The 25,650-nt window shown below is 61.2% G+C and carries 25 protein-coding genes and 1 tRNA gene; 14 read left to right on the top strand and 12 right to left on the bottom strand.

What is annotated here, in order from left to right; all coding sequences use genetic code 11:
- Nucleotides 1–7 precede the first annotated feature (7 nt).
- Nucleotides 8–295, top strand: a complete 288-nt coding sequence (locus QZ564_RS03945; RefSeq protein WP_297104940.1) for a hypothetical protein — start codon at nt 8–10, stop codon at nt 293–295.
- 24 nt (nt 296–319) lie between these two features.
- Here the strand turns inward: QZ564_RS03945 and QZ564_RS03940 are convergent, their stop codons facing one another.
- Complete coding sequence (locus tag QZ564_RS03940; protein ID WP_297104937.1) at nt 320–499, bottom strand: DUF2934 domain-containing protein; 180 nt, start codon at nt 497–499, stop codon at nt 320–322.
- 172 nt (nt 500–671) lie between these two features.
- Here QZ564_RS03940 and QZ564_RS03935 point away from each other — a divergent pair, with 172 nt between their 5' ends.
- On the top strand, nt 672–1,049 hold the full coding sequence (locus QZ564_RS03935; RefSeq protein ID WP_297104933.1) for a VOC family protein: 378 nt from the start codon (nt 672–674) through the stop codon (nt 1,047–1,049).
- Between the two features lie 177 nt (nt 1,050–1,226).
- Nucleotides 1,227–2,576, top strand: coding sequence for an MFS transporter (locus QZ564_RS03930; RefSeq protein ID WP_297104930.1), 1,350 nt, complete (start codon nt 1,227–1,229; stop codon nt 2,574–2,576).
- Between the two features lie 13 nt (nt 2,577–2,589).
- Here the strand turns inward: QZ564_RS03930 and QZ564_RS03925 are convergent, their stop codons facing one another.
- Entirely contained in the window at nt 2,590–3,813 is a 1,224-nt protein-coding gene (locus QZ564_RS03925; protein WP_297104927.1) for an MFS transporter, read from the bottom strand.
- Between the two features lie 133 nt (nt 3,814–3,946).
- Between QZ564_RS03925 and QZ564_RS03920 the strand changes: the two genes are divergently transcribed.
- On the top strand, nt 3,947–4,666 hold the full coding sequence (locus QZ564_RS03920; RefSeq protein ID WP_297104924.1) for a VWA domain-containing protein: 720 nt from the start codon (nt 3,947–3,949) through the stop codon (nt 4,664–4,666).
- Entirely contained in the window at nt 4,663–5,370 is a 708-nt protein-coding gene (locus QZ564_RS03915; RefSeq protein ID WP_297104922.1) for a DnaJ domain-containing protein, read from the top strand. The genes QZ564_RS03920 and QZ564_RS03915 overlap by 4 nt, the downstream gene beginning before the upstream one ends.
- Nucleotides 5,371–5,379: 9 nt before the next feature.
- Here the strand turns inward: QZ564_RS03915 and QZ564_RS03910 are convergent, their stop codons facing one another.
- Nucleotides 5,380–6,612: an MFS transporter gene (locus tag QZ564_RS03910; RefSeq protein ID WP_297104919.1), complete on the bottom strand. Its 1,233-nt coding sequence runs from the start codon at nt 6,610–6,612 to the stop codon at nt 5,380–5,382.
- A 121-nt stretch (nt 6,613–6,733) separates the two neighbouring features.
- Here QZ564_RS03910 and QZ564_RS03905 point away from each other — a divergent pair, with 121 nt between their 5' ends.
- From QZ564_RS03905 to QZ564_RS03895, 3 genes are all read left to right on the top strand, one after another.
- Nucleotides 6,734–7,120 carry an NADH:ubiquinone oxidoreductase subunit NDUFA12 gene (locus QZ564_RS03905; RefSeq protein WP_297105006.1) on the top strand — a complete coding sequence of 129 codons (387 nt, stop codon included), beginning with the start codon at nt 6,734–6,736 and terminating at the stop codon, nt 7,118–7,120.
- A 44-nt stretch (nt 7,121–7,164) separates the two neighbouring features.
- Nucleotides 7,165–7,548, top strand: coding sequence for a DUF2155 domain-containing protein (locus tag QZ564_RS03900; protein ID WP_297105004.1), 384 nt, complete (start codon nt 7,165–7,167; stop codon nt 7,546–7,548).
- A 96-nt stretch (nt 7,549–7,644) separates the two neighbouring features.
- Complete coding sequence (locus QZ564_RS03895) at nt 7,645–8,142, top strand: GyrI-like domain-containing protein (protein ID WP_297104916.1); 498 nt, start codon at nt 7,645–7,647, stop codon at nt 8,140–8,142.
- A gap of 3 nt (nt 8,143–8,145) precedes the next feature.
- Here the strand turns inward: QZ564_RS03895 and QZ564_RS03890 are convergent, their stop codons facing one another.
- From QZ564_RS03890 to QZ564_RS03865, 6 genes are all read right to left on the bottom strand, one after another.
- On the bottom strand, nt 8,146–8,919 hold the full coding sequence (locus QZ564_RS03890) for an APH(3') family aminoglycoside O-phosphotransferase (RefSeq protein ID WP_297104913.1): 774 nt from the start codon (nt 8,917–8,919) through the stop codon (nt 8,146–8,148).
- On the bottom strand, nt 8,916–9,548 hold the full coding sequence (aat, locus tag QZ564_RS03885) for a leucyl/phenylalanyl-tRNA--protein transferase (protein WP_297104910.1): 633 nt from the start codon (nt 9,546–9,548) through the stop codon (nt 8,916–8,918). The genes QZ564_RS03890 and aat overlap by 4 nt, the downstream gene beginning before the upstream one ends.
- Before the next feature lie 37 nt (nt 9,549–9,585).
- Nucleotides 9,586–10,932: an acetyl-CoA carboxylase biotin carboxylase subunit gene (gene accC, locus QZ564_RS03880; protein WP_297104906.1), complete on the bottom strand. Its 1,347-nt coding sequence runs from the start codon at nt 10,930–10,932 to the stop codon at nt 9,586–9,588.
- 10 nt (nt 10,933–10,942) lie between these two features.
- Complete coding sequence (gene accB / locus QZ564_RS03875; RefSeq protein WP_297104902.1) at nt 10,943–11,443, bottom strand: acetyl-CoA carboxylase biotin carboxyl carrier protein; 501 nt, start codon at nt 11,441–11,443, stop codon at nt 10,943–10,945.
- A gap of 33 nt (nt 11,444–11,476) precedes the next feature.
- A complete protein-coding gene (gene aroQ, locus QZ564_RS03870) occupies nt 11,477–11,914 on the bottom strand; it encodes a type II 3-dehydroquinate dehydratase (protein WP_297104899.1) in 438 nt (145 codons plus the stop codon).
- A gap of 82 nt (nt 11,915–11,996) precedes the next feature.
- Nucleotides 11,997–12,869, bottom strand: coding sequence for a DsbA family protein (locus tag QZ564_RS03865; protein WP_297104897.1), 873 nt, complete (start codon nt 12,867–12,869; stop codon nt 11,997–11,999).
- 149 nt (nt 12,870–13,018) lie between these two features.
- Here QZ564_RS03865 and QZ564_RS03860 point away from each other — a divergent pair, with 149 nt between their 5' ends.
- Entirely contained in the window at nt 13,019–14,197 is a 1,179-nt protein-coding gene (locus QZ564_RS03860) for an aminotransferase class I/II-fold pyridoxal phosphate-dependent enzyme (protein ID WP_297104893.1), read from the top strand.
- The gene (locus QZ564_RS03855; protein WP_297104888.1) at nt 14,194–14,694 is read left to right on the top strand and encodes a GNAT family N-acetyltransferase; all 501 of its coding nucleotides are present in this window, start codon (nt 14,194–14,196) and stop codon (nt 14,692–14,694) included. Before QZ564_RS03860 ends, QZ564_RS03855 begins: the two co-directional genes overlap by 4 nt.
- Before the next feature lie 65 nt (nt 14,695–14,759).
- Here QZ564_RS03855 and QZ564_RS03850 read toward each other — a convergent pair whose 3' ends face one another.
- Nucleotides 14,760–17,378 carry an Rne/Rng family ribonuclease gene (locus tag QZ564_RS03850; RefSeq protein ID WP_297104885.1) on the bottom strand — a complete coding sequence of 873 codons (2,619 nt, stop codon included), beginning with the start codon at nt 17,376–17,378 and terminating at the stop codon, nt 14,760–14,762.
- A gap of 561 nt (nt 17,379–17,939) precedes the next feature.
- On the opposite strand from QZ564_RS03850, the gene QZ564_RS03845 reads away from it, so the two are divergent.
- From QZ564_RS03845 to QZ564_RS03830, 4 genes are all read left to right on the top strand, one after another.
- Nucleotides 17,940–19,169 carry an N-acetylmuramoyl-L-alanine amidase gene (locus QZ564_RS03845; protein ID WP_297104882.1) on the top strand — a complete coding sequence of 410 codons (1,230 nt, stop codon included), beginning with the start codon at nt 17,940–17,942 and terminating at the stop codon, nt 19,167–19,169.
- Between the two features lie 71 nt (nt 19,170–19,240).
- A complete protein-coding gene (locus QZ564_RS03840; RefSeq protein ID WP_297104879.1) occupies nt 19,241–21,724 on the top strand; it encodes a penicillin-binding protein 1A in 2,484 nt (827 codons plus the stop codon).
- Between the two features lie 83 nt (nt 21,725–21,807).
- Nucleotides 21,808–21,891 (top strand) — tRNA-Leu (locus QZ564_RS03835).
- Nucleotides 21,892–22,099: 208 nt separating this feature from the next.
- A complete protein-coding gene (locus tag QZ564_RS03830) occupies nt 22,100–23,476 on the top strand; it encodes an MATE family efflux transporter (RefSeq protein WP_363311514.1) in 1,377 nt (458 codons plus the stop codon).
- A gap of 16 nt (nt 23,477–23,492) precedes the next feature.
- On the opposite strand, the gene QZ564_RS03825 is transcribed toward QZ564_RS03830, so the two are convergent.
- Nucleotides 23,493–23,765: a hypothetical protein gene (locus tag QZ564_RS03825; protein WP_297104873.1), complete on the bottom strand. Its 273-nt coding sequence runs from the start codon at nt 23,763–23,765 to the stop codon at nt 23,493–23,495.
- A gap of 101 nt (nt 23,766–23,866) precedes the next feature.
- On the bottom strand, nt 23,867–25,432 hold the full coding sequence (locus QZ564_RS03820) for a serine hydrolase (protein WP_297104870.1): 1,566 nt from the start codon (nt 25,430–25,432) through the stop codon (nt 23,867–23,869).
- Nucleotides 25,433–25,650 lie beyond the last annotated feature (218 nt).

The following is a 25,650-nucleotide window of genomic DNA, read 5'->3' as shown; positions in this document are numbered from 1 at the left end:
ACCGGAAATGCGCTTTGCGGTCGTTGGTGAACGGCGTGAATGGAGTGAGCCCGTTGGGCCAGTTGGTGTTGGGACGGCCGTTCGGCCTGTAGCGGTGGAGGCCGAGGCTCGGCGGCGCAAGGCGTCGCTCCATCTCGATGAGTGGCAATTGCGGGAATATGTGACCGGCCGGCCCGTCCCAGACGCCATTAGCCAGATGTGCCGGCAAATCGACCTGGCAGCGGAAGCCTTGCTTCGCCTGTCGTCGATACCAGCGGATTTTGCAGACGACCTCTACTGGCCACGACAGTGGTAGAGTCGCGGCCAGTAGAGGTCGGGCTCATGCTGCCTTCTTGGCTTTGGTCGTACGCGGCGCCCGCTTGCGCGCCGGCTTGATGGCCTTGGCAGCTTCGGTTGTCAGTGCGGCAACGGCCTTGAACCAATAGGCCTGGTCCTGACCTTCCGGCCGTCCGTCGGCTTCCCACATCGCATAAGCGCGGCGCTGGATTTCCTCGTGCATCTGGGCACTCCTTGGTGGCATGGCGGGGAAAGCCTGCGCTCTCATGGTTGAGCAAAGGTAAATGAAGCCATGTTGCTCGGCATAGCGCCTGGTCGGACAGCGCAAAGCTCTGGATTCGGTCGAAAGTGCGGGGACTGGTTCGTCGTGCTTTGTGTCCAAGGAGGAAGTTCACATGACACTAGCCAATCTCGAAGTCGTAACCCTGTTTGTTGATGATTTCTCTGCGACTCGGCAGTTCTACGAGCGCGTTTTCGACGCTGAGATCGTCTATTCCGACGATGTCTCGGCGGTTTTCGCCTTCGGCGGAGGCATGATCAATCTTCTTGACGTCAATCAGGCGCCAGAGCTGATTTCTCCAGCTGCCATAGGTGGGCAGGGCGCTCGAACTTTGCTGACCATCAAGGTCGAGGATGTCGACACCGAGTGCGAGCGGCTGGCCTCCCTTGGCGTCTCGGTGCTCAATGGCCCCGTTGATCGTCCATGGGGGCGCAGGACAGCGGCCTTTGCAGACCCCTCTGGCCATATCTGGGAATTGGCCCAGGTCATCTGAAGCATCCGACGTCCGTCGAATTGAGCATTTCATGCTCGTCGCTGCCTCGAGCGGGTCCCTCTAGGGCATCTTTGACTGCCGCTGACAGCCCCTGTCGCGACGGGCCGATAGTCGTTGAGGCGGGGTCGCCGCTCATCTAGAGTTACACCACGGCCAGCCAGGATTGGATCCGATCAAATGAAGCCGTTTCACCAGATTCTTGCGAATAACCTTGTCGCCAACGTCACAAACTTCACTGTGTGGTTCGCCATTACGTTCTGGGTGTTTCTCGAAACCCAGTCAGTGTTCGCCACGGGCATGATTGCCGGGTTCTATCTGGTGTTCACTGCGGGGTTCGGGTTCTGGTTCGGCTCGATCGTCGACCACAATGCCAAAAAGCACGCCATGCTGGCCTCCAGTGCGGCTTCCGCCTTCTTCTACATATTGGCCCTGGGGATGATACTCATTGAGCCGGAGGGCGCCTTTCGCGATCCCTATGGCTGGTATCTGTGGGGCTTCGTCCTGCTGGTCATGCTGGGTGTCATCGCTGGCAATATCCGCTCGATTGCCCTGCCGACCTTGGTGACAATTCTCATCCCTGAAGACTCTCGCGACAAGGCGAACGGTCTGGTCGGCATGGTCACCGGTATCGGTTTTCTCACCACCTCGGTGATCTCGGGATTTCTTGTCGCCTACACCGGCATGTTTGGCGTCATGGTGTCGGCCCTGGTGGCCACCGGATTGGCCTTTGTGCATCTGGGCCTGGTCCAGATCGATGAGGGCAGGGTGGCGGTTGACCCAGACAAGCCCGTAGAGCCCAAGCGGGTCGACATCGCCGGCACCGTCAGGGTCGTAGCAGCTGTTCCCGGCCTCTTCGCCCTGATCTTCTTTGCCTGCTTCAACAATTTTCTGGGCGGCATCTTCATGGCGTTGCTCGACGCTTATGGTCTTTCCCTGGTGCCGGTGGAAATCTGGGGGCTGACCTTCGGCGTGTTGTCGACCGCGTTCATTCTCAGCGGCATCATCATCTCACGCACCGGACTTGGCATAAACCCGCTTCGGACGCTGCTATTGGTCAATGCCATCACCTGGTCCGTCTGTTGCGTCTTCACCATCCAGTCCTCGTTCTGGTTGCTTGCCGCCGGGTGCTTCGTTTGGATGTTGCTTGGGCCCTATGCGGAGGCTGCCGAGCATACGACGCTGCAGAAAGTGGTCCCGCTGGAACGGCAGGGCAGGGTTTTCGGCTTTGCCCAATCGGTGGAACAGTCGGCCTCACCTCTGACCGCTTTCCTTATCGGTCCGCTGACCCAGTTCGTGGTCATTCCCTTCATGACAGATGGGGCCGGGGCAAATGCGATCGGCGGCTGGTTTGGTACGGGTCCGGATCGCGGTATGGCGTTGGTGTTCACCATCGCCGGATTGGTCGGCCTCGTGGTGACAATCCTGGCCTTCAATTCCCGATATTATCGGGAATTGTCCGCGGCTTATGCCAAAGGCAGGGACGATGACGGGGCCAGCGGCGGGGCGACTGTCGCCAACCCCGCCTGACCGGGAGCGATTGCTAGGCCGGGGCCGCGCCAGCCGGGGCGGCGGCCTCCGTCTTGGGCGGAAAGGCGAGGGCCAGCATGGCGGCCGCCAGTCCCACAGCGGCGGAGGCGACATAGAGCCAGTGGTAGTCACCGAACGTATCGTAGAGGTAGCCTCCGCCGACCGGTCCGAAGGCCATGCCGATAGCTGAGGTCATGGTGATGCCACCCAGAACCGTACCCATGACCTTGGGGCCGAAATAGTCGCGCGCAAGCACCGAATAGAGTGGCATGACGCCGCCATAGACGAGGCCGAGCAGCACTGCCAGCAGGTAGAAGTGGGTCAATTCAGATACGTAAATGTAGCTGTAGATGCCCACGGCCTGAAGCAGCAAGCCGCCAATGATGACGCGCTTGACGCCGATGCGGTCTGCCAACATGCCGAAAATGACGCGGCCGAACAGACCGGCGAACCCTTCGACGCTGTAAATGCTGGCGGCAGCCAGCGCAGATGCTCCACACAACATGGCATAGCTCACCGTGTGGAAAATCGGTCCTGAATGGGCGCCGCAACAGAGGAAGAAGACGGCCGCCAGAACGATGAATTGCGGCGTTCGGAAGATCGTCGTGATGGTGCGGGGAGGCTTGCTCGCGGGGACGACGTCGCTAGCCGGTGTGGGAGCCTCTGACAGCGCTTCCGGGGCCTGGCGAATGAGGAATGCCGCTGGTGCTATGAAGGCCGTTGCTGCGAGGGCAGTGAGCATCATGGCATCGCGCCAGCCGAACTGTTCGATAAGGATGGTGGCAAGGGGCGTCATGGTCATGGGTGCGACACCCGCGCCGAGCGAGACAAGGGAGACCGCAAGGCTTCGGTGCTTATCGAACCAGCCAAGCGTCGTGGCTATGAGTGGGGCAAAGAAGGCGCCGCCTGAGGCACCGACGAGCCCGCCATAGGCAAATTGGAAAACCAGCAGATCAGTGGCCCGGCTGGCGAGATAGAGACCGAGGCCAAGCATGGCGGCGGCGGTGAGAATGACCGGGCGGGCACCGATCCGGTCCGCCAATGTGCCCCAGAAGAATCCGGCAACCCCCATGACGATGAAGCCAACCGTCATGGCACCCGAAATGCCCGCGCGGGTCCAACCGGTTTCATCGCTCATGGGTTGGAGATAGACGGGCAAGGCAAACATGGCGCCCATGGCCAGACAGGTAATCACAGCGCCAGCAACAACGATCACCCAGCCATATTGTCGTTCCATTGCAAGTTCCTCCACAAAGGATGTCACCGGCACGACGGATGAGGCGCCAGGCTTTCGACGCAGACAAGCGAATTTTATCATCGGCACGGCAAGCCGCCTTGCCCGGGAGCACCGGCGGTCACATATTCAACGCATGAGCGAGAAGAATCCGGCCCGGCGCAGCGACGCCGTGGCGCCCAAGGGAGAGATGCGCGACGAAGTTGCCGCCTTCGTCAAGAAGGTGGGGCAGCTGGCGCGACCCAATGCCGGTGAGGACGGACGGCTGCTGTTCGGCATGGACGCAACGATGAGCCGTCAGCCGACATGGGACTTGGCCGTGTCGCTGCAGGCAGGCATGTTCGAGGCCATTCCCAAGGATGCGCATCTGCAGGTGCAACTGATCTATTTCCGGGGGCTGGGCGAGTGCCGCGCGTCAAAATGGGTTGTGGACGCCAAGGCTCTGGCCCGCCTGATGAGCACCATTGCCTGCCAGGGTGGTCAAACGCAGATCGGGCGCATCTTCAATCATGCCCGCGACGAACACGGAAAGCGGCGGATCAATGCGGTGGTCTATGTCGGCGACGCGATTGAGGAAGACGTCGACGCATTGTGCGCCAAGGCGGGTGAACTGGGCCTGATGGGGTTGCCGATCTTTGTGTTCCAGGAGGGCCATGACAGTCGGGTGGAAGCGGCCTTCCGCGAGTTCGCGCGACTGTCAAAAGGCGCATATGCGCGCTTCGATAGTGGAGCGCCGCAACAATTGGCGGACTTGCTCAAGGCGGTGGCGGCCTACGCCAGCGGCGGGCGGTCACAGTTGAAGCTGCAGTCGAGTGGTGCGGCGCGGGTCTTGTTGACCCAGATCGAGGGGCGATGAGCTGGATCTTTCTAGGGACCCTGGGGCTGATTGGTCTGCTCTGGCTGGGTTACGCGCTGCGCAACATGGATCGTCGCCTGCTTGTGCGCGGGTTGCGCTGGATCGTGGGTGGCGGCGCTGCGGCGATTGCGGCGGCGGCATTGCTGTTCCGGCGCATCGATATCGCCATGATCCTTGGAGCCGTCGCCGCTTCGGTATTGTTCCGTGGCCGGCTGGGGCAGTTTTCGTTCGATAGCCTCAGCTCGGGCTCTTCGGCCAATGTTTCAAAAGTCCGCAGCCGCTATCTTGCCATGGAGCTTGATCACGACACTGGCGAGTTGACCGGACGCATTCTGGATGGCCAGTTCGCTGGCTGGGATCTGATGGATCTCGGTGAGAACGAAACCCGTGTCCTTATCGACGAGATCGGCCATGACGCGGAAAGCGTCAACCTGCTGGAAAGCTGGCTGGACACCAACCGGGCCGGCTGGCGGGAGTATTTTGCGGAGCAGGACGCTGGAGGGGCCACGGCAACGGGCGGTGGTTCGGCACGCGATCCGGTGGCGGAGGCTTATGCCGTACTCGGTCTGGAGCCGGGGGCGAGCGACGAAGAAATCAAAGCCGCGCATCGCGAGTTGATGAAGGGTGTGCATCCGGATCGCGGCGGATCGGAGTTTCTGGCAGCCAAGATCAACGAGGCGCGGGATCTGCTGCTTGGGCGTTGACAGGGCAGATCAGTCGATCGCCTGCAGGCCCCGGTGCTGTCCAATGGCAACCCAGACCGCGAGCGGCAGCATGACCAGGCCCGCCCAGCCATAGGCCGGCAGAATACCGACCCATTGCGCCAGGAAGCCAAAGGCCAGGGTGCCGACAATGCCCGAAATATTCTCGGCCATGACCAGCGCGGAGGTTGTTGTCGCCCGGCTCCTGCCCTCCATGACCCGGTGGAAGCGCGCTTCGGCGAGCACGCCCAAGGGCGCCATGAGCACATAGGCCAGGCACAGAAGCAGCACATACCAGGGGCTTGATCCGACCGAGGCGGCGACCAGCAATCCACCACCCAGGAGTGGCAGAAGCCAGGCCAACCATGGCCGTCCCGCCAGCCTGTAAGCATGGATACTGGCGGCGGCGTAGATGAACTCCACAAGCGCGCCGGCGATGCCCCAGGCCCAGACCGGCAGATTGACTGCCAGGAAATAGAGCTGATCGAATTCCTCGATGAGTTCGAATACCACCAGGCCCACAGCGATATAGGTCGTGACGAAGCGCAGATTGGCGTGCCGGCGAAATTCGCCGATGGCGTCAACAAAATGGGAGAGGTAGGTGGCTGGCATCTCCACGACGTCATCAGCAGCGGGGCCTTTCCGGCCGCGGCGGCCATCGTGTAGTCCCAGGGCCAGTAAGGCGACGAGCAGCAGCGGTGGGATAGACAACCACAGGCCGAGATCAAAGTTGTAGAAAGCAACAAATCCGCCCAGCAGCGCGCCAAAGCCGATGCCCAGTTCCTCGGCCGCGTTGTCCCGGCCCAGGACCTTGTCGAACTGGGCAACGCGTCCCTCGCGTTCCATCCGCTCATAAAGCAAGGCTTCGCGAGAGCCCGATTGCAGGGCCTGCGCCAGGCTCCAGAACATAAAACCTGCCGCGTAGAGCCAGAAGCTTCCAGCGGCCAGGATCCAGAACAGGAAGGTCAGTGTTTTGAACAGTGGCGCGGCAACAAGCAGCCAGCGCCGGTCGAAATGATCCGAGAGCGCCCCAGAGGGCATTTCCAGCATGATCGCTGTCGCCGACCAGAAGGCGAGCAGCAAGCCGATCTCGGCGAAGGACAGACCTTCGAGCTCAAACAGGGCCGTATAGAAGGCGTAGGCCAGTATGAAGTCGAACAGGAACGCATAGGCGTAGTACAGCCCGAGGAACCGACGCAAAGCATGCGATGAATCCGATCTGGGCGTCGCGGTGGGGTCCGCCATCAGTGACTGCCATTCTGGTTGGAACTTGGCCAAGAAAGTCTAGGATCGCCCGGCGAGCCATGCTAAACCGACCGCAAAATCGACGCCATATCCACGGAATCGAAAATTGGCCCAGTCCGGTATCAAGCAGTTCCTTAGCGAAATTTTCTCCTGGTGGGGTGGGAACACCTGGGGCACGCGCCTGTGGATTCGGCGCTTTGGCGACTATGTCGGTTCTGACGAATTCGGCAATCGCTACTATCAGGATCGCAAGGCCAACCGCCGCTACGTTACCTATGCTGGTGGGTTTGCCGATGCGTCGGCCATTCCTCCCGGTTGGCATGGCTGGATGCATCATCGCTCCGACGTGGAACCGGCAAATGCCAAGTATGAGCCGCGCGCCTGGGAAAGGCCGCATCAGCCCAATCTCACCGGCACTGCTGCTGCCTATCGTCCGGATGGCAGCCTGCTCAACAAGGGTGAACGTCCGCGCGTCACCGGCGACTATCAGGCCTGGTCGCCGGAATAAGGTTGCCAAGCTTGGGGCTGGATAGACTCATTTTCATTCGGTCGCTGCTGGCAGCGGCCGTTTTGGCTTTGGCGCCTTCGGTGCAGGCCCAGCCGACCGCCAATCCGGTCGCGACTTTCGCCGGCCTGGACAAGATCACCGGCCGCATTACCCGGTTTGACGTCTATGTCGATGAGACCGTGTTATTCGGGGCACTCGAAATTACGCCACGCGCCTGCTACGACCGGCCCAGCAGTGACACCTTACAGCGCACGTCGGCTTTTTTGGAGGTCAACCAGATGCGCTTAGACGGATCAGCGCAGCGCATATTCACGGGCTGGATGTTTGCGGACAGTCCCGCGCTCAATGCCGTTGATCACGCTGTCTATGATGTGTGGCTGATCGAGTGCAAGACCTCGACCAATGTGCCGCCGCCTTCCGAGCGGTAATTTTTTCTTTCGGTTGTCTAGACGGCCCGCCGTCCCTCGTCGTGTGAGGCAAACATCAGCGTCTCGCTGATAAAACCGTCACAGGAGGGTTACCCGATGATGACACTGCCCGAGACCGCCGAGCGGCCTTCACAAAGCTATGTCTATGTTCCGTTCACCGTCACCATGCAGCAGATGCAGCGGCCGGCAAATGAAGGCTTTCCCCAGATATTCGCCTATATCGAAAAGCATGGTTTGAGGCCGATCGGAGCGGCCTTCTACAATTACCGTCGCATCAACATGGCGGAAACGCTCGATGTTGAGGCGGGCATCGCCGTCGACCGGGTTGGGCCGGAAGAGGGAGCGGTCAAAGTGGGCACATTGCCAGGCGGGCGCTTCATGGGCGTGACCTGGCATGGTCACCCGGACAAGCTCGAAACCGTGACGGGCATGCTGATCGCCTGGTCGAACCTCACTCAGCAGCCGTTCGATGGGTATCGCGATGGCAAGAACGATTATTTTGCCTGCCGGCTCGAACTCTACGAGAGCGACCCGACCGAGGTGCCGAATATGGATGAGTGGGTGACGACCCTTGCGTTCAAGCTCAAGGATTGAGTGTCAGAACAGCTCGTCCAGGGTGCAGTAGTAGAGGTACTTGGCCTCATCCCACTCGGCGCCATAGGCGGACAGGAAGGGCGCAATATGGTCGCGGCCGATATTGAACTCGATGCTCCGGCAGGCGAGGGCAAGGTCCTGCCAGACATCGGCCAGCCCTATTCGGCCGCAATCGACCATGCCGGAAAAGCGTCTGTCGAAGGCGAGGATATTGGGTGTCGAGGCATCGCCGTGCGTAACGATCTGCTGACCGGTTTGAGGACGGTTGACCTTGAGCCAGTCAAGCACCTGCCGGGCTGTCCAACCTGAGCGCGCGTCGTCGAAGTCGGTCTCGTCAACCAGGCCGGCCTCCACTCTGGATTCAGCCGCGGCCAGGCGCGCCTCGATGCCATGATCGAATGGGCAGGTGGTGGTGTCGAGCGCGTGCAGACGTTTGAGGCCCTGCGCATAGACGTGGACGAAGACGTCTGGTTGGTCGAGATAGTGGGTCAGGTCCTCGCCGGGCACGGCGCTCATCAGGAGCCAGAGACGCTCGTGACCCTGTTCGGCGTCCACAACACGCGGCGCTTTGAAGCCCATATGGGTCAGCCAGTTCAACCGTTCGATCTCGCCCGGCAACTCGGCCAGCGGATGCAGCGGCTCGGACTTGAGGAAGGCGGCATTTCCGTCGCCAAGGGCGATGCGCCAGACGGACGCGGAGGATTCACCGATGTTGATCGGCGACCAGTCAAGGTCGCGCAGGGGCGAGAGGCTTTCGGGAAGATCTTCAGGCTTCATCGATGGTCCCAGGCGTTCCAATTGCCTTCGCGCAGCAATGCCAGGCCCAAACGGTCTTCATATTCGGTTCGGGGGATTTCCATGCCGCCGAGCGAAGCAAGATGATCGGTCAGGAACTGGGTGTCGAGCAGTTCATAGCCGCCAGCGTTCAGGCGGTCGACCAGATGGGCCATGGCCATTTTGGAGGCGTCGGTGCGGCGGTGGAACATGGACTCGCCGAAGAAGGCCGCACCAATGGCCAGGCCGTAGAGCCCGCCGACCAGTTCATCGCCGTCCCAGACCTCCACGGTATGGGCAACGCCGCGCCGGAAGAGCTCTCCATAGACGGCCCGTATGGTGCCGTTGATCCAGGTGGATTGGCGATCGCTCCCGACTGTGGCGCAGCCCTCTATGACGCCCTCCCATTCAGTATCGACCCGAACGGACCAACCGGATTTGCGCATGGCCTTGCGCAGGCTCTTGCTGGTGTGAAAGCCGTCCAACGGGATGATCCCGCGCATGTCCGGGCTGACCCAGAACAGGTCCGTGTCCTCGGCGTCTTCCGCCATGGGAAAGATGCCGGCCCGGTAGGCCCGAACAATGAGCTCTGGGGTTATCTCGATGGAAAAAGGGTCTGATTTGCGAGCCATGGCATAAAGATAAGGGGCGCTCTCGCGCCCCTCAATACTAGGCCTTGTTCGCGGCGAGGAATTTTTCCAGCCAGTGAATGTCGTAATTGCCTGCCAGAATGTCCGGCTCCTTGATGAGGCGCTGGAACAGGGGCAGGGTGGTCTTGACGCCATCCACGACAAACTCGTCAACGGCGCGGCTGAGGCGCTTGAGACACTCCTCGCGCGTGCGGCCATAAACGATCAACTTGCCGATCAGCGAGTCGTAATAGGGCGGGATTCGGTAGCCCTGATAGACCGCAGAATCGACGCGGACACCAACGCCACCGGCCGGATGGTAGAAGGTGATGGTGCCGGGCGAGGGGGCAAAGGTCTGCGGGTCCTCGGCATTGATACGTACTTCAATGGCGTGGCCGTAGAACTGCACCTGGTCTTGCGTCATCGAGAGTTTTTCGCCCGACGCAACCTTGATCTGCTCATAGACGATATCGATGCCGGTGATGCGCTCGGTGACAGGGTGTTCCACCTGCAGGCGGGTGTTCATCTCGATGAAATAGAACTCGCCATTCTCATAGAGGAACTCGATCGTGCCGGCGCCGGAATATTTCAGCTTGCGCATGGCGGCGGCGCAGATCTCGCCGATCTCGTCGCGTTCCTTGGGCGCAATGGTTGGGCCGCCGGCCTCTTCCCAGACCTTCTGGTGACGACGCTGTAGCGAGCAGTCGCGCACACCCAGATGCACGGCATTGCCCTGGCCGTCGCCCAGCACCTGCACCTCGATATGGCGCGGCTTGCCCAGGTACTTTTCCATATAGACCGAGGGATTGCCGAAAGCGGCCTTGGCCTCGGTGCGCGCGGTGGACCAGGCCTCAATCAGGTCCTTTTCGGTCTTGGCGACCTTCATGCCGCGGCCACCACCACCTGCGGTGGCCTTGATGAGGACCGGGTAGCCAATTTCCTTGGCCGTGCGCTTGGCGTCTTCTTCGGTCTCGACTGCGCCGTCAGAGCCGGGAACGACCGGAATGCCGAGTTCGACCGCGGTCTTCTTGGCCGTGATCTTGTCGCCCATGATCTCGATGTGGTGCGCCGAGGGACCGATGAAGGTCACATTGTGCTCGGTCAGGATCTTGGCGAAGCGCGCATTCTCGGAGAGGAAGCCATAGCCCGGGTGCACCGCATCGGCGCCAGTGATTTCGCAGGCAGCCATGATGGACGGAATGTTGAGATAGCTGTCCTTGGCGGCATTGGGCCCGATACAGACACTCTCATCGGCCAGGCGCACATGCATGGCATTGGCGTCTGCCGTGGAGTGCACGGCAACCGTCTGGATGCCCATTTCCTTACAGGCGCGCAGGATGCGCAGGGCGATTTCGCCGCGATTGGCGATCAGAACCTTATGGAACATGGTCGCCCCCTTACTCGATGACGACGAGCGGCTCGCCATATTCGACCGGCTGGGCGTCATCCACCAGAATGCGGGTGATGGTCCCTGAACGATGTGCCGGAATCTGGTTCATGGTCTTCATGGCCTCGATGATGAGGACGGTCTGACCCTCGGACACCTTGGTGCCAACATCGACGAAGGCCGGCTTGCCAGGCTCGGGCGAACGGTAGGCCGTGCCGACCATGGGCGATGTGAGGGTGCCGGGGTTGGAGGCCAGATCTTCAGCGGTTGCAGGCGCTGCAGCGGGAACGGAACCCGAAGGCGCGCTGGGAGCGGCCGGGGCAGGCGCGGCGGCCGGTGGCGCCATATAGTGCATGGGAGCCGGTGCGTAGGCGGGAGCCTCGGCAGGGTAAGAGCGTGTCACGCGGACCCTCAAATCTTCCTGCTCGATTTCGATCTCGGCAAGGTTTTCCTTGTTGAGCAGTTCGGCGATGGCGCGGATCAGGTCCTGATCCACCGATGACTTGGTCATTCTGTCGGTCTCCCGGCTTCCCGTGATGAAGCGTTATTTGAGTTTGTCGGCCAAGGCCATGAGGGCCAGTCTATATCCAAGCGTACCGAAGCCGCAAATGACGCCGAAGGCCACCGAAGACACATAGGAATGGTGACGAAAGGCCTCACGCTGATGGATATTGGTCAAGTGCACCTCGACCACAGGCAGGTTCACGGCCCTCAGGGCATCGTGTATGGCCACGGATGTGTGCGAATAGGCGGCAGGATTGATCAGGATGGCGTCGGCCGTCTTGCGGGCGTCCTGGATCCAGGTCACCAGCTCGCCTTCATAGTTGGACTGGCGGAAGTCGAGGCCCAGCCCCAACTCCTCAGCAGCAGTCCTGCACAGCGTCTCCAGGTCCTTGAGTGTTTCGGCGCCATATGTGCCTGGCTCGCGCGTGCCGAGCAGGTTGAGGTTCGGGCCATTGAGGACGAGAACGCGTTTTGTCATTATCCATGCCTTGTGCACCGGCCTTTTTGGCCAGCGCAAGGGCGGTTACACGAAATGCACTGAAAAGGCTAGATGAGGCAGTTCAACTGCATTGCGTCTTTCCGCAAGCCCGCATGTCTGCAATGCGGGCCCGCAGCTCGTCCGCGCCGATGGCACCGGGAATGATTTCGTTGCCGATGATATATGTGGGGGTGCCGGTGATGCCCAGCGCCTGGGCAATCTCGTAAGAGGCCTGAATGGTTTCTGCGACCCCGGCGTCTCCCATGCGCAGTTCCAGATCGACGGGAGACAATCCCAGATCTTGGGCGGCAGCGAGCGCCACGGTCTTATCCACCTTGCCGCGGCTGGTGAACAGGGTGGAGTGGAAGTCCCAATAGCTTGCATCGGACTGGCCGACGAGGACCGCCACGCGCGCGGCGTCGATCGATTCATTGGAGAGGATTGGGAATTCCTTGAGGATCACCTTCAAATTGGGGTCCTCGGCCAGCAGTGCCGCCATGTCCGGCAGGGCCGCGCGGCAGTAGCCGCAATTGTAGTCGAAAAACTCCACCAGGGTGACGTCACCGTCCGGATTGCCCAGCACGATCTGGCCCGGCGCATTGAAGATCTTGTCGTGGAACTCGGCCAGCGCCGTTCTGGATCGCTCGGCCTCCTCGGCACGCAGGGTTTCCTCCAGAGCGGTAGAGACCCGCTGCAATACCTTTGGATCATCGAGCAGGAACTGTTCGATCATCGGGTTGAGCACCGCCGGATCGATCTGGGCGGTTTCGGGGATCGCGACGGTCTCTGGCACTTGCGCCGTCGCCTGCGAAGCCTGCTCTTCCAATACCTGCTCGACGATAGCCCGAACGGCCAGGGCATCGATTTCCGGCTTGGGCTGATTGAGAAAGGAATAGCCCAGTGCACCGGCGAGAAGTCCGGCAAGCGCGGCCAGTACGATGGAGAGGCGGTTCATTTCGGGCTCCGGTCGAGTCAGTGGGGAGTTTCTAGCAGATGGTGCGGTAATTTAGCAGTGCGTTGTCGCCGGCCGGTTTTCGACCGCATCAAATGTTGTTGAGAAGGCAAGTGGAGCGCGCTAGTCCGGTGTGAGGAACCGGAGGCAGCATGACCGAAGAACTGAGCGAGCTGTCCAGCAAGTTGACCGACGGCCTGATGCCCTTTTTCGCCATGGACATTCTCAAGCGCGCCAAGGCTCTGGAAGCGCAGGGGCGGGCAGTCTGTCATCTGGAAGTGGGGGAACCCGGTGCGCCGCCGGCGCCGAAGGTGATCGAAGCGGTGGCGCGGGCGTTGCCGAACCCGCAGGGTTACACCAATGCCAAAGGGCTCGATGGCCTGAGGCAGGGCCTGGCCCTCTATTATGAGCGGCAACACGGGGTCGCCATCGACCCGGATTTGATCGTCGCGACCATGGGATCGTCCGCCGGGTTCATCCTGGCCTTTCACACGGCATTCAAGCCGGGCGCGCGTATCGCCATTACGCGCCCGGGCTATCCGGCCTATGTGAATACGCTGCTCGGTCTGGGTTTCAACCCGATCGAAATCCCATTGAGCGCCGAGAATGGCTGGCGCCTGACAGGAGAAGACATAGCACGGGCCCATCTGAAGATGTCGTTCGATGGATTGCTGTTCGCCAGCCCGGCTAACCCGACCGGCGCGGCTGTCTCTCGTGATCAGCTTGCCGACATTGTTGCGACGTGCAGGCGGCTGGGCGTCCAGCTCATTTCTGACGAAATTTATCATGGGCTCGATTATTCAGGCCCGTCAGTCAGTGCGCTCGAGTTGTCGCGTGATGCCATCGTCATCAATAGTTTTTCGAAATATTACTGCATGACCGGCTGGCGGATCGGTTGGATGGTACTGCCGGAAAGTCTCATCCGCCGGGCCGAAATTCTGCAGCAGAACCTGTTCATTTCTGCGCCGACCCTGAGCCAGATCGCGGCGACCGTGGCGCTCGAAGAACGGGAATATGCAGAGGAACAGAAGGCTGCCTACGCGCAGAACCGCCAGCTTCTGGGGCGGGGCCTGCGCGAACTCGGATTCGAGCTGCCCCGCGATGGCGACGGTGCCTTCTATGCCTATGCCGGCATCAAAAAATTCTCCAACGACGCCATGGATTTTTGCCTGACCATGCTGGAGAGGGCTGGGGTTGCCGCAACTCCGGGGATCGACTTCGATCGGACCGACGGTAATGGCTATGTGCGGTTCAGCTACGCGGGAACACAGGCAAGCATGCTGATCGCATTGGAGCGAATGCGCGCTTTTCTTGCAGCAGGGCGATCATGACGATTCCGGTTCTTGAAACTGAGCGACTGGTGCTGCGTGCTCCCACAATGGCGGACTACCCGGCCTATGCAGCCTTCATGGCCTCGGACCGATCACGGATGATGGGTGGTCCGCATGTCGGCTGGGCTGCCTGGGGCATGTTTGCGGGTGACGTGGCGATGTGGGAACTGTTTGGCCACGGCGCGCTGATGATTGACCTGCAGGCAAGCGGCATCTGCGTCGGCCAAGTGGGGATCAACCATGGTCCGATGTTCCCGGAAAAGGAACTCGGCTGGATGCTCTATGACGGATTCGAGGGCCAGGGCTACGCGACAGAGGCAGGTGGGGCTCTCAAACACTGGGCGTTCGAGACGCTCGGGCTTGAGACACTGGTGAGCTATTTTCATCCCGAGAACCACAAATCGATGGCCGTGTCGGCGCGGCTCGGCGGTGTGCGGGACGATAATGCCGTGCCCCAGGACGAAGGCGATGTCGTCTATCGATATACCGCAGGTTAAGTGACATCGTCAGTTTATCCCGGGAAAGAAAGAAGGGCGGCCCCGAAGGACCGCCCTTGATGTCTCTAGCCGAGGCCCAGACGGCGTTGCCACCACCCGACCTTCTTCTTTTTCTCCGGTTCGCCCTCGGCCGCTGCATCGCCTTCGGCAGGCGCGGCAGGCTCTTGTTGGGCGGCAGCGCTTGAGGTCACAACCACGCCTTCGGGTGGCAATTCCTTCTTCGCTCGGCGGCTGCGGGCGGGCTTTTCTGCTTCACCGGCGGCCGATGGGGCCTCCACCGGCGCCGTCTCGAAAACTGCCGTTGCCGCCGTTGCATCGCTGGCCTCGGCCTTTGGCTTGCGCGCGCGTGGCTTGCGCTTGGGCTTTTCCTCCGGCGGGGGCGTGTCGGAAACAGCTTCCACCGGCGTGGTTTCCTCCGGTGCCGATTCTTCGGTTTCCGTAACCTTCTTGCGACGGGTGCGTCGTGGCTTCTCCGCAGGCGCTTCCTCGGCTGCCGGGCTGGCTTCCGTCACCGGCTCCTCGCTAACTTCAACGTGCTCGATCACGGCATCTTCGGGCGCAGAGACGGCAGCCTCAGAAGCCTCGGTGGTCTCACCATTCTGATCACGACGATTGCGGCGACCGCCGCGGCGGCCACGGCGGCGGCGGCGGCGGGTCTCGCCGTCACTTTCACCTTCGGCAGCCTGGCGCGAAACCGTGTCCTCTGCGTCCTCGGTGTCCTCACCGTCGGCGTCGCTATCCTGTTCGCCATTGGATTCGGCGGCTTGCGGGATTTGCTGATCGCCATTGCGACCGCCACGCCGACGGCGGCGGCGGCGGCGGCGTCCCGAGCCTTCGCCCTCACCCTGCTCCGAAGTGCGGGCCTCAGCCTCTTCGATCTCTTCGACCTCTTCTTCTTCAGCGGTGTCGTCGATTACCGCGCTGTCGACCCGAACATGGGCTGCCGCCCGCTGATCGGCATAAGCGGAGACACGTGCCTCGCCTTTCTCGATTGCAAACTGATGGCCAGTCAGCTTGCTGTCAGCAGTGATGGTAATGGACAGGCTATTGCGCGCTTCGAGCTGGCTGAGCGTGTCGCGCTTGTAGTTCAGGATATAGAGCGCGACTTCTACCGGCACGCGGACATTGATGGACTGTCCTTGCTTGCGCAGCACATGATCCTCGATATGACGCATGATCATGAGCGCAAGGCTCTCGGTGGAGCGCACCAAACCGGTGCCTTCGCAAACCGGGCATTTATGCGTGGAGCTTTCGACGACGCCGAAGCGGATGCGCTGGCGGCTCATTTCCATCAAGCCGAAATGGCTGATGCGGCCCACCTGGATGCGGGCGCGGTCGTCCTTCAGGCACTCCTTGAGCTTGCGCTCGACGGCCCGGTTGGAGCGGTTCTCCATCATGTCGATGAAGTCGATGACAATCAGCCCCGCAAGATCGCGCAAGCGCAGCTGGCGCGCGACTTCTTCAGCCGCCTCCAGATTGGTCTGGAGCGCAGTGTCCTCGATATTGTGTTCTTTGGTCGAGCGGCCCGAGTTGACGTCGATTGATACCAGCGCTTCGGTCGGGTTGATGACGATGTAGCCACCAGAGGGCAAGGTCACCGTCGGCGAGAACATCTGATCGAGCTGGTTCTCAACCCCGTATTTGGAGAACAGCGGCTGCTCTTCCCCATAGGGTTTCACGTTCTTGGCGTGGGACGGCATGATCATCTTCATGAAGTCCTTGGCCTCGCGATAGGCGTTGTCGCCGGCGACCAGAACTTCATCGATGTCCTTGTTGTAGAGGTCACGAATAGTCCGCTTGATCAGCGAGCCTTCTTCATAGACCAGGCATGGGGCCGAACTCTGCAGCGTCAGAGTGCGGACGCTCTCCCAAAGCCGCATGAGATATTCGAAGTCGCGCTTGACCTCCGCCTTGGTGCGCGAGGCGCCGGCAGTCCGCAGGATGACGCCCATGCCTTGCGGCACTTCGAGATCGGCGGTGATTTCCTTCAGGCGCTTGCGATCCGCCGCGTTGGTGATCTTGCGCGAGATGCCGCCGCCACGGGCGGTGTTGGGCATCAGCACCGAATAGCGGCCGGCAAGCGACAGATAGGTGGTGAGAGCCGCGCCCTTGTTGCCGCGTTCTTCCTTGACCACCTGCACCAGCATGACCTGCCGGCGCTTGATGACTTCCTGAATCTTGTACTGGTGACGCCGCTGCTGGCCGGAGCGACGACGCTCGGGGACCTCCTCAAGCGCATCGGCACCACCGATCGACTCCACAGGTTCGCTGTTGGCCGGGGCCTGCTCAATGTGATCCGCGTCACCGGGCTCCTGCGGATCGGCTTCTGCATCGGGCTCGGTCACGCCCTCGGGCAAGGACACCGAGTCGTCAGCATCATCGTGATGATCATCATCGTGCTCTTCGTCGCGCAGCAGAGCTTCGCGGTCGGCTACCGGGATCTGGTAATAGTCCGGGTGGATTTCCGAAAAGGCCAGGAAGCCATGGCGATTGCCGCCATATTCGACAAAGGCAGCCTGCAGGCTGGGCTCAACCCTTGTTACCTTTGCAAGGTAGATATTGCCCCGCAACTGGCGGCGGGTCGCCGATTCGAAGTCAAACTCCTCAAGCCGGTTACCTGCGGTAACGACAATCCGTGTTTCTTCCGGGTGGATGGCATCCACCAGCATTCTCTTGGTCGCCATAATGAACTCCGCGCGCCCGCGCGCCGACAAGAGGTTGCCGGAATACCGGCCTCCTGGTCGTGGCGCATTGCGGGGCGAATAGGTTTGATACTGTATGGCGCGAACCTCTCACGTTCTGCGCCGAAGTCTGGGTGGTCAGGGCCGGCACATAAGGCGTAGCAAAGCGGCAATCGGTTCTTTCGATCGCGTCGCGCTCTGTTCGCCAGCGGGCCATATGACCTCTTCCTATTGGGCGTCAGGCCCGGGGGCCTGCTGCCGTCCGGTCCGATCTGGACCGAAATTCGTCAATGCAGGGCGCGGAAACCGCAACTTCCGCTTCAGGTCACAGGGGGCAAGTGCTTGCCCCGAAAGCGACCGTGAAACATACGCGCCTACATATTAAGCGTGTAGGAAAGTTGCGCCGTAATGGCAACAGGAAAGTCAAATTGGCCGGTTGCTCACAGTTCCGGCCTCTGCATTCTTGGATAGGCGCGCAAATCATCGCATAAGGCGGTTTCTGCCGAAGAATCGCCGCATGCCGGCGTCAGGCAGTGCTCGGAACTTTTGGAGCCGGCCGCCGTCTTGACCAGACAAATTCTGATAGCCCTCGTGCTGGGTCTCGTTGCAATGCTGGGCATGCCGCTTGGCAGCGCAGGGCAGGACGCCGCGACCCTGCCGCCCCTGCCCAATGTCATTGATGCCCGCGTCACGGTAGCGCCTGACCGCGCTCGCCTGGTTGTGGACCTGGCAGATCGGACTGAGTTTTCCTTCGTGTCCCTGGACGATCCGGCACGTCTGGCAATTGATGTTCGAGCGGGCACGTTTTCGGTGCCGGAACCTGAAGGGGTGCTGACGGATGAGGGGCTGGTGGCAAGCTATGCGATCGAGCAGGCCGCGGCGGATCGCGTACGTACAACCTTGACGCTGACCGGGCCTGCCCAAGTGCAGCAGGCCTATGTGCTGGACGCTTTTGAGGGGCAGCCGGCGCGGCTGGTGGTGGATATTATCCCAGCGACCGACGATGAGTTTGCCGCCAATGTGGAACAGGACAGGGCCGCGTCACAGGCCGCTGTGCCGGCTGTTTCAACACCGGCGGGTGGGTCCGAACTTCCTATTGCGACGCGGCCGCTGGTGGTCATCGATCCGGGACATGGGGGCATCGACAGCGGTGCCGAGACGGCGGATGGGGTGAAAGAGAAGGACATTGTACTGGCCTTCTCCTTGCGCTTGCAGGAACTGCTAATTGAATCGGGCCGCTTCGATGTGGCGCTGACGCGGGAGGACGATTCCTATCTGCGGCTCGAGGAGCGAGTGGATCTGGCGCGCACAAACAAGGCCGACCTCTTCATTTCCATTCATGCCGACAGTTTTCAGCAGCCCGAAATCCGCGGCGCAAGTGTCTATACGCGCGACGAGAACGCGACCGACGTGCTGGACAAGGTGCTGGCGGACAATGAGAACGCCTCCGATGTAATTGCCGGTTTTGCCATGCCGACAACAATGGCGCCGGAGGTGGTGGACATTCTGCTCGACCTGATGCGGCGCGAGATGCGGGTGCAGTCCTTCATGGCCGCTCAATCCATCGTGCATCAGCTTGAGCCCAGCGTGGCGCTGCGCCGTTTCCCGGTGCGGCAAGCCGACTTCTTCGTGCTGCAGGCACCCGACGTACCCTCAGTGCTGGTCGAACTTGGTTTCCTGTCCAACGCCAGCGATATCGCCAACCTGATGCAATCGGACTGGCGTGACCGCACGGCGGAGGCTATTGCGCGCGGTATCTCCACCTATTTCGACAGCCTGGAAGAAGAGCTGTGATCATCAAGACCACGAAAATCTGCTATGATTCCACGCTGATGGCTTCAGCGAGCGCCAGGAAAGAGAGCTAGATGTTTCGACTGCTCGGATGGCTGTTCGGCTTCGGCATGTTTCTTGCGCTCGGTGGGGTGGCGGCGGCTGCGGTCTATTTGGCTGCGGTCAGTGCGCAACTGCCAGACTATACGGTGCTGCAGGACTATCAGCCGCCGGTGACAACGCGCGTTCACGCCGCCGACGGTACGTTGCTGGCCGAATATGCCCGTGAACGGCGGCTATTCCAACCGGTAGAGACCGTTCCGCCACTGGTAGTTCAAGCGTTTCTGTCGGCTGAGGACAAGGACTTCTTCAACCACAACGGCATTGCCGTTGATGGGGTGGTCCGCGCCTTGCGGGACAATCTGCTCGCGCGGCTGGATGGCAATAACTCGATCCAGGGGGGCGGCTCGTCCATCACGCAACAGGTCGCAAAGAACTTCCTGCTCACATCCGAGCAAACCTGGGACCGTAAGATCCAGGAGGCTATTCTGGCGCTGCGGATCGAATCCACCTTCACCAAGAACAAGATACTGGAGCTCTATCTCAACGAGATCTTCCTTGGGTTGAACTCGTATGGGGTGGCGGCGGCGGCGCTCAACTATTTCGACAAGGCGCTTTACCAGCTCACGCTGCCGGAAGCGGCCTATATTGCTGCATTGCCCAAGGGACCGAACAACTATCATCCCTTCCGTCGCACCGAAGCTGCCATCGAGCGGCGGAACTGGGTCATCGACCGAATGGTCGAGAATGGCTACGTCTCCTATGAAGAGGCGGAGGTGGCCAAGCAGGAACCGCTCAACGTCATTCCCCGGGCGGCCGGGAGCCAGCTCTATTCGGCGGAGTATTTTACGGAAGAGGTGCGGCGCGAACTGGCCAAGCTCTATGGCGAGGACCAGCTCTATGGCGGGGGTCTCTCTGTGCGCACCACGCTGGAGCCGCGACTGCAGGAATATGCACGCCGGGCGCTGATGGATGGGCTTATCGCCTATGATCGGGGGCGGGGCTTCCGCGGGCCGGTTGCCAGCGTGGAATTGGGTGACGACTGGGGGCTCGCCGTTTCGGCAATCGTGCCATTGAGCGACGTGCCGGAATGGCAATTGGCCGTGGTGCTGGAGGTCGGCGACAACCAGGCGCGGATCGGGCTGCGGCCGGATGATGACGTTGATGGCGCCGTTGCCCCGGAGCGCATTGAAGGCGTCCTGTCGGGCCCAGAAATCAAGTGGGTCTCGCAGGCGGTTCAGAACATCCTGAAGGTCGGTGATGTCGTCTATGTCTCGCCGGTTTCGGGCAAGGACGGGGTCTATACGCTCGAGCAGGTGCCTGAGGTCGAGGGCGCGCTTGTGGCCATGGACCCGCGTACCGGCCGCGTGCTGGCGATGGTGGGCGGATTCTCCTTCGCCGAAAGCGAGTTCAACAGGGCAACGCAGGCACTGCGCCAGCCGGGGTCATCCTTCAAGCCCATCGTTTACGCGGCTGCCCTCGACAACGGCTATACGCCGGCCTCGGTCGTGCTGGACGCGCCGGTGGAAGTGCGTATGTCCGATGGATCGGTCTGGCGGCCTGAGAACTATTCCCAGGAGTTCTACGGGCCGCAGACCTTGCGGCGGGGGATCGAGCGCAGCCGGAACGTCATGACGGTGCGCCTGGCGCGCGACATCGGCATGCCCCTCATCGCCGACTATGCACAGCTCTTCGGTATCTACGACAACATGCAGCCGGTGTTGGCGATGGCGCTGGGGGCCGGCGAAACCACCGCCATGCGCATGACCGCAGCCTATGCGACCATTGCCAATGGTGGGCGCAAGATCGTGCCGACATTGATCGACCGCATTCAGGATCGCTATGGCAACACCGTCTACCGGCACGACCAGCGCTTTTGCGATGGCTGCGCTGCCGAAGATTGGCGCGGGCAGGGGGAACCCCGCATCATTGATAACCGCCCGCAAGTGCTCGATCCGATGACGGCCTACCAGATCACTTCGATGATGGAAGGCGTGGTGCAGCGCGGCACAGGTACAGCCGCGCGCGCGCTCAACCGTCCTGTCGCCGGCAAGACGGGCACCACCAATGACTACAAGGACGCCTGGTTTGTGGGTTTCACCCCCGAATTGGCCGTGGGTGTCTATGTCGGCTATGATCAACCCCGATCGATGGGGTCGGCCTCGACGGGTGGGGGCATGGCCGTTCCGATCTTTACCAATTTCGTGGCCAAGGCGCTGCAGGGCAAGCCGGCGACGCCGTTCAATGTCCCCAGTGGCATGACTACGGCCTGGATCAATCCCAGTACGGGCGTTCAGGCCTTTGAAGGCGAGGCAGCCATTGCGGAGGCCTTCAAGCCGGGCACGGGCCCTAATCTGATGACTTCGGTCATTGGCCTGGATGTGCAGGCATTCGACGCCATCCAGCGGCAGCAGATGATGCAGCAGCAATATGGCGGTATGTTCACGACAACGCAGCCGAGCAACCGTGGCACTTTCCTTGATCCGAGCCTGAGCGCGCCGCGTAGCCTTTCGCAGTGACCATCTGGGCTGTTGAGAGCGCGACGAATGCGCATGACAAGTTATTGCGCTTGCGTTGCTTGTGAGCTAGGAACCCAGCCCGTGCCCCTCTGGCGGAATGGTAGACGCAGAGGACTCAAAATCCTCCGCCGCAAGGCGTGCGAGTTCGAGTCTCGCGGGGGGCACCAGTTTCCGAACATCGCTGGTCTTGGCTTGGTGGCGAACGTTGACGCGGTCAATCGTCGGGCGTAGAGACTCCGGTGTCATTGCCCTGCCTCCAGCGCCCGTCCAGCCGGCATCGCGTAAGCGGTGTGAATAGGTCCCCCCGACGGACTGACATTTCGATCAGCACAATCGGATTCGGGGTTCCCGGCGGTGACCGGCCAATTTCGAACCATGCTGGAGTATTCCATGGACCCGACATCAACCCGCCCGCTCTGGCAGCGCTTCAGTCTGTTCCTGATTCCACTAATGGCATCCAATATCCTGCAGGCCCTCTCTGGGACAATTAACGCCATCTATGTCGGTCAGCTGATCAGCGTGGAGGCACTTGCCGCCACAGCCACCTTCTTTCCGATCATGTTCTTCCTGATGAGCTTCATTATCGGCTTGTCCGCAGGCTCGACCATCCTGGTTGGCCAAGCCTGGGGCGCCCGCAATGTCGACAAGGTCAAGCAGGTTGCCGGTACGACCCTGGCGGCCGCCAGCGTGCTGGGTCTCCTGGTCGCCCTGGTGGGCGGCATCTGGACCGAAGAGATCATGCGGGTCCTCGGGGCGCCCGACAATATCCTGCACCTTAGTGTCGGCTATGCCCGGATCGTATTGATCGGTATGCCGGGGTTCTTCCTTTTTCTGGTCGGCACGTCCGTTCTGCGCGGGGTTGGTGACACGATCACGCCCTTGCTGGCGCTGGTGCTTTCGCTGGTGGTGGGGCTGGTCGTCACGCCGGCCCTCATCCTGGGCTGGGGAGGTCTGCCGCAATTGGGCGTCAACGCCGCCGCTGTCGCCATGATTGCGGGCTTTTCGACTGTCCTGGTATTCCTGTTCTTCTACCTACGGATACGAAACATGCCGCTGGCGCCCGACGGTGTGTTGTTCCAAGCCATGGTTCGGCCCGATATCAAACTTCTCGGGTTGATCCTGAAGCTCGGTATCCCGGCGGGCCTGCAGATGGTTATTTCATCCATCGCGGGGATCGTCGTGGTGGGGCTCGTCAACCGCTTTGGCTCTGACGCCACGGCGGCCTATGGGGCGCTTGGGCAGGTCATGAGCTATGTGCAATTTCCAGCGATGTCTATCGGTATCGCGGCGTCGATCTTTGCTGCCCAAGCCATCGGCGCGCGCCAGATTGAACAGATCGAAGCGATCACCCGGACGGCGCTGGCACTCAACCTGATCATCACAGGTGGCCTGGTCGTCCTGGCTTATTTGTTCAGTCAGCACCTGGTGGCTTTGTTCATTACCGACGCAGCCGTCGTGGATCTGGCCGAAACGCTGCTGCATGTGGTGCTGTGGAGCATTTTGTGCTTCGGCTGGAGTGTGGTGTTCTCCGGCGTCATGCGCGCCAGCGGGATGGTCTATGCACCGATGGCACTATCGCTCGCCTGCATCCTGCTCATCGAGCTTCCCGGCGCCATATGGTTAAGCCAGACCAGCCTTGGCCTGACCGGAATTTGGGTGGCCTATGCTGCCAGCTTCACCATGATGCTGGTTCTGCAGGCCGGACTCTATCACTTCGTCTGGAAGCGCAAGGAGATTGTGGCACTCGTATAGGGTGCCCAGCGCTTCGTTACTCGCTACCCAGGGTCATGCGGAGGGCGCGCTGACCGCTGGGGGCGAACACGTCGATCTCGACATGCGCAGGGTCGTGTGCCATCCGGCGCGTACGCGCCGACAGGGCCATGACAACACCGAGCAGGTCTCCGACAGAGCGCTTCTGACGCGGCAGCATCCGTTCGGTCATGCCGGAAAGCGCCTTGTTGCGGATTTTCATATCCGGCGAGGCGAGGGGCGATCGGCCTATGAAATTGGCCAATTCGACAAGAGCACTGCGTTCACTCATTGGGCTACTCCATACACAAGCACCAACTTGCTTCCCCGTGGCCTCGCTTCAGAGACCGTAAGTCCGGCCGGCGGTTGATCCGCCGTGCCTGTCACACTTATTCAGCCCTGCATCGCCAGGCAGGCCAGGTCCTGGTCCTTTAGGCGATTGCACATGTCAGCGGCAGCGTCGCGATCGCCGAAGCCGACAAAGCGGGCACGATAGAAAATCTGGCCGTTCTTCTCGAAACGCTCCACATAGGAGCGGAAATCGCCCAGCGAGCCGACCTTGCTGGCAGCGTCAGACAGCATGGCCCGGGCGCTCTCTTCGGAGGGACCGGCACCGATCTGGACGATCCAGCCAGAGATCGGGGCCGCATCGGCAACCGAGCCTGAGTGCATGAGATCTACAGGCTGACCGGCACCACCGGAGACTTCACCTGGCGGCAGCAGCGGGGCTGAAGCCGGGGTTTGTCCAAGCGCAGCCGGTGGCGCGCCGAGATTGTAGGTTTCGCTGAGCCAGGCGCCGATCACATCCTGGCTGGGATAGGCCGGGGCAGCCTGGGTCGGCGCAGCCAGTACGTTGGCCGCCTGGACAGCAGGGGAGAGCCCCAAGTCAGTGGGTACAGGCGTGGGCAGCGTAACGGGCGCCGCGGAAGCGACGGCAAGCTGAGGAACCTGCTGCGGCTGGGCGCCATTAGTGGCAACCAGGGCAGCGAGGCGGAAGTCGGGCATGGGGGTAGGCATTGCAAATGTCGGTTTGCGCGGCTGTGCCAATGCGAACTGCGTGTTGCCCTGGCGGCCGGGAACCGGGACCATTGCCGTCTGGAGATAATCACCGCGGCGGCCCTTGGAGAGGTAATTCGAAACCAGCTGGCGCACCTTCTCGTCGCGCGAGGCGGCGGAGTTGAACCCAAAGGCAACGACCACGATGTGGCGATTGTCCTTGCGTGCGGCCGTTAGCAGGTTCGACCCGGCGGCGTTGATGTAGCCGGTCTTGATGCCGTCGACTGCGCCCATATAGCCCAGCACACGGTTGTGGTTGCCATAGGTCTTGCCGCCATAGCGGAAGGACGTGGTCTGGAAATACTCGTAGTACTGGGGGAAATGCTGGTAGACGGCGATGCCAAGAATGGCCTGGTCGCGAACAGTGGTGACCTGTCCGCCGTCCGGGAGGCCCGAGGCATTGCGGTAGGTGGTGCTCGACATGCCCATGGCGCGGGCCGTGGCCGTCATGCGTTCAGCGAATTTGGATTCGCTGCCGGAAATGTGTTCGGCGATCACGCGGGCCATGTCGTTGGCAGAGAGCGTGACCAGCGACTTGATGGCATCTTCCACCGAAATGGTCGAGCCGGCGCGCAGGCCCAGCTTGGTCGGCACGGCCGAGGCCGCATGACGCGACACGGTCATCTTGGTCGAGAGGCTGAGATTGCCAGCCTGCAATTCCTGGAACAGCACGTAGAGCGTCATCACCTTGGCGACGGAGGCCGGGTAGCGCTTTGAATCTGCTTGCTCTTCGTAGAGAATTTTGCCGGATTTGGCGTCGACCACGATGCCGGCATATTTGCGGAGGTTTTCAATGGCCTGGACCGGCGCCGCGGCGGAAAGACCGAGGGCGAAGGTCACGAGAACGGCGGCGACAACACGCAGAAACGCAGTGCGCCAGGGGGTCTTTGCCAGGAAAATCACCCGGTACTCCAATTACTTACTCGGGCTAATGGCCCGTACGCTACTCGTTTGACGCTGGCGGTTTCGAGTGTCCCCAAACCCCGAAAAACCGACCTTCCATGAGGTTAGCGATGCGCCGTTACGATTCCGTAAAATGCGATGTTTTTTCGGCTCAGAGCGTCAATCGGGCAACAGACTGCTGGCGCTCCTCACGACTTGCAGGTCCAGAGTGCTGATTA

The organism is uncultured Devosia sp. (assembly GCF_913055165.1).
GTDB lineage: Bacteria > Pseudomonadota > Alphaproteobacteria > Rhizobiales > Devosiaceae > Devosia.
Note: the sequence above shows the minus strand (reverse complement) of the source record. Positions and strands in the feature narration are given on the sequence as shown.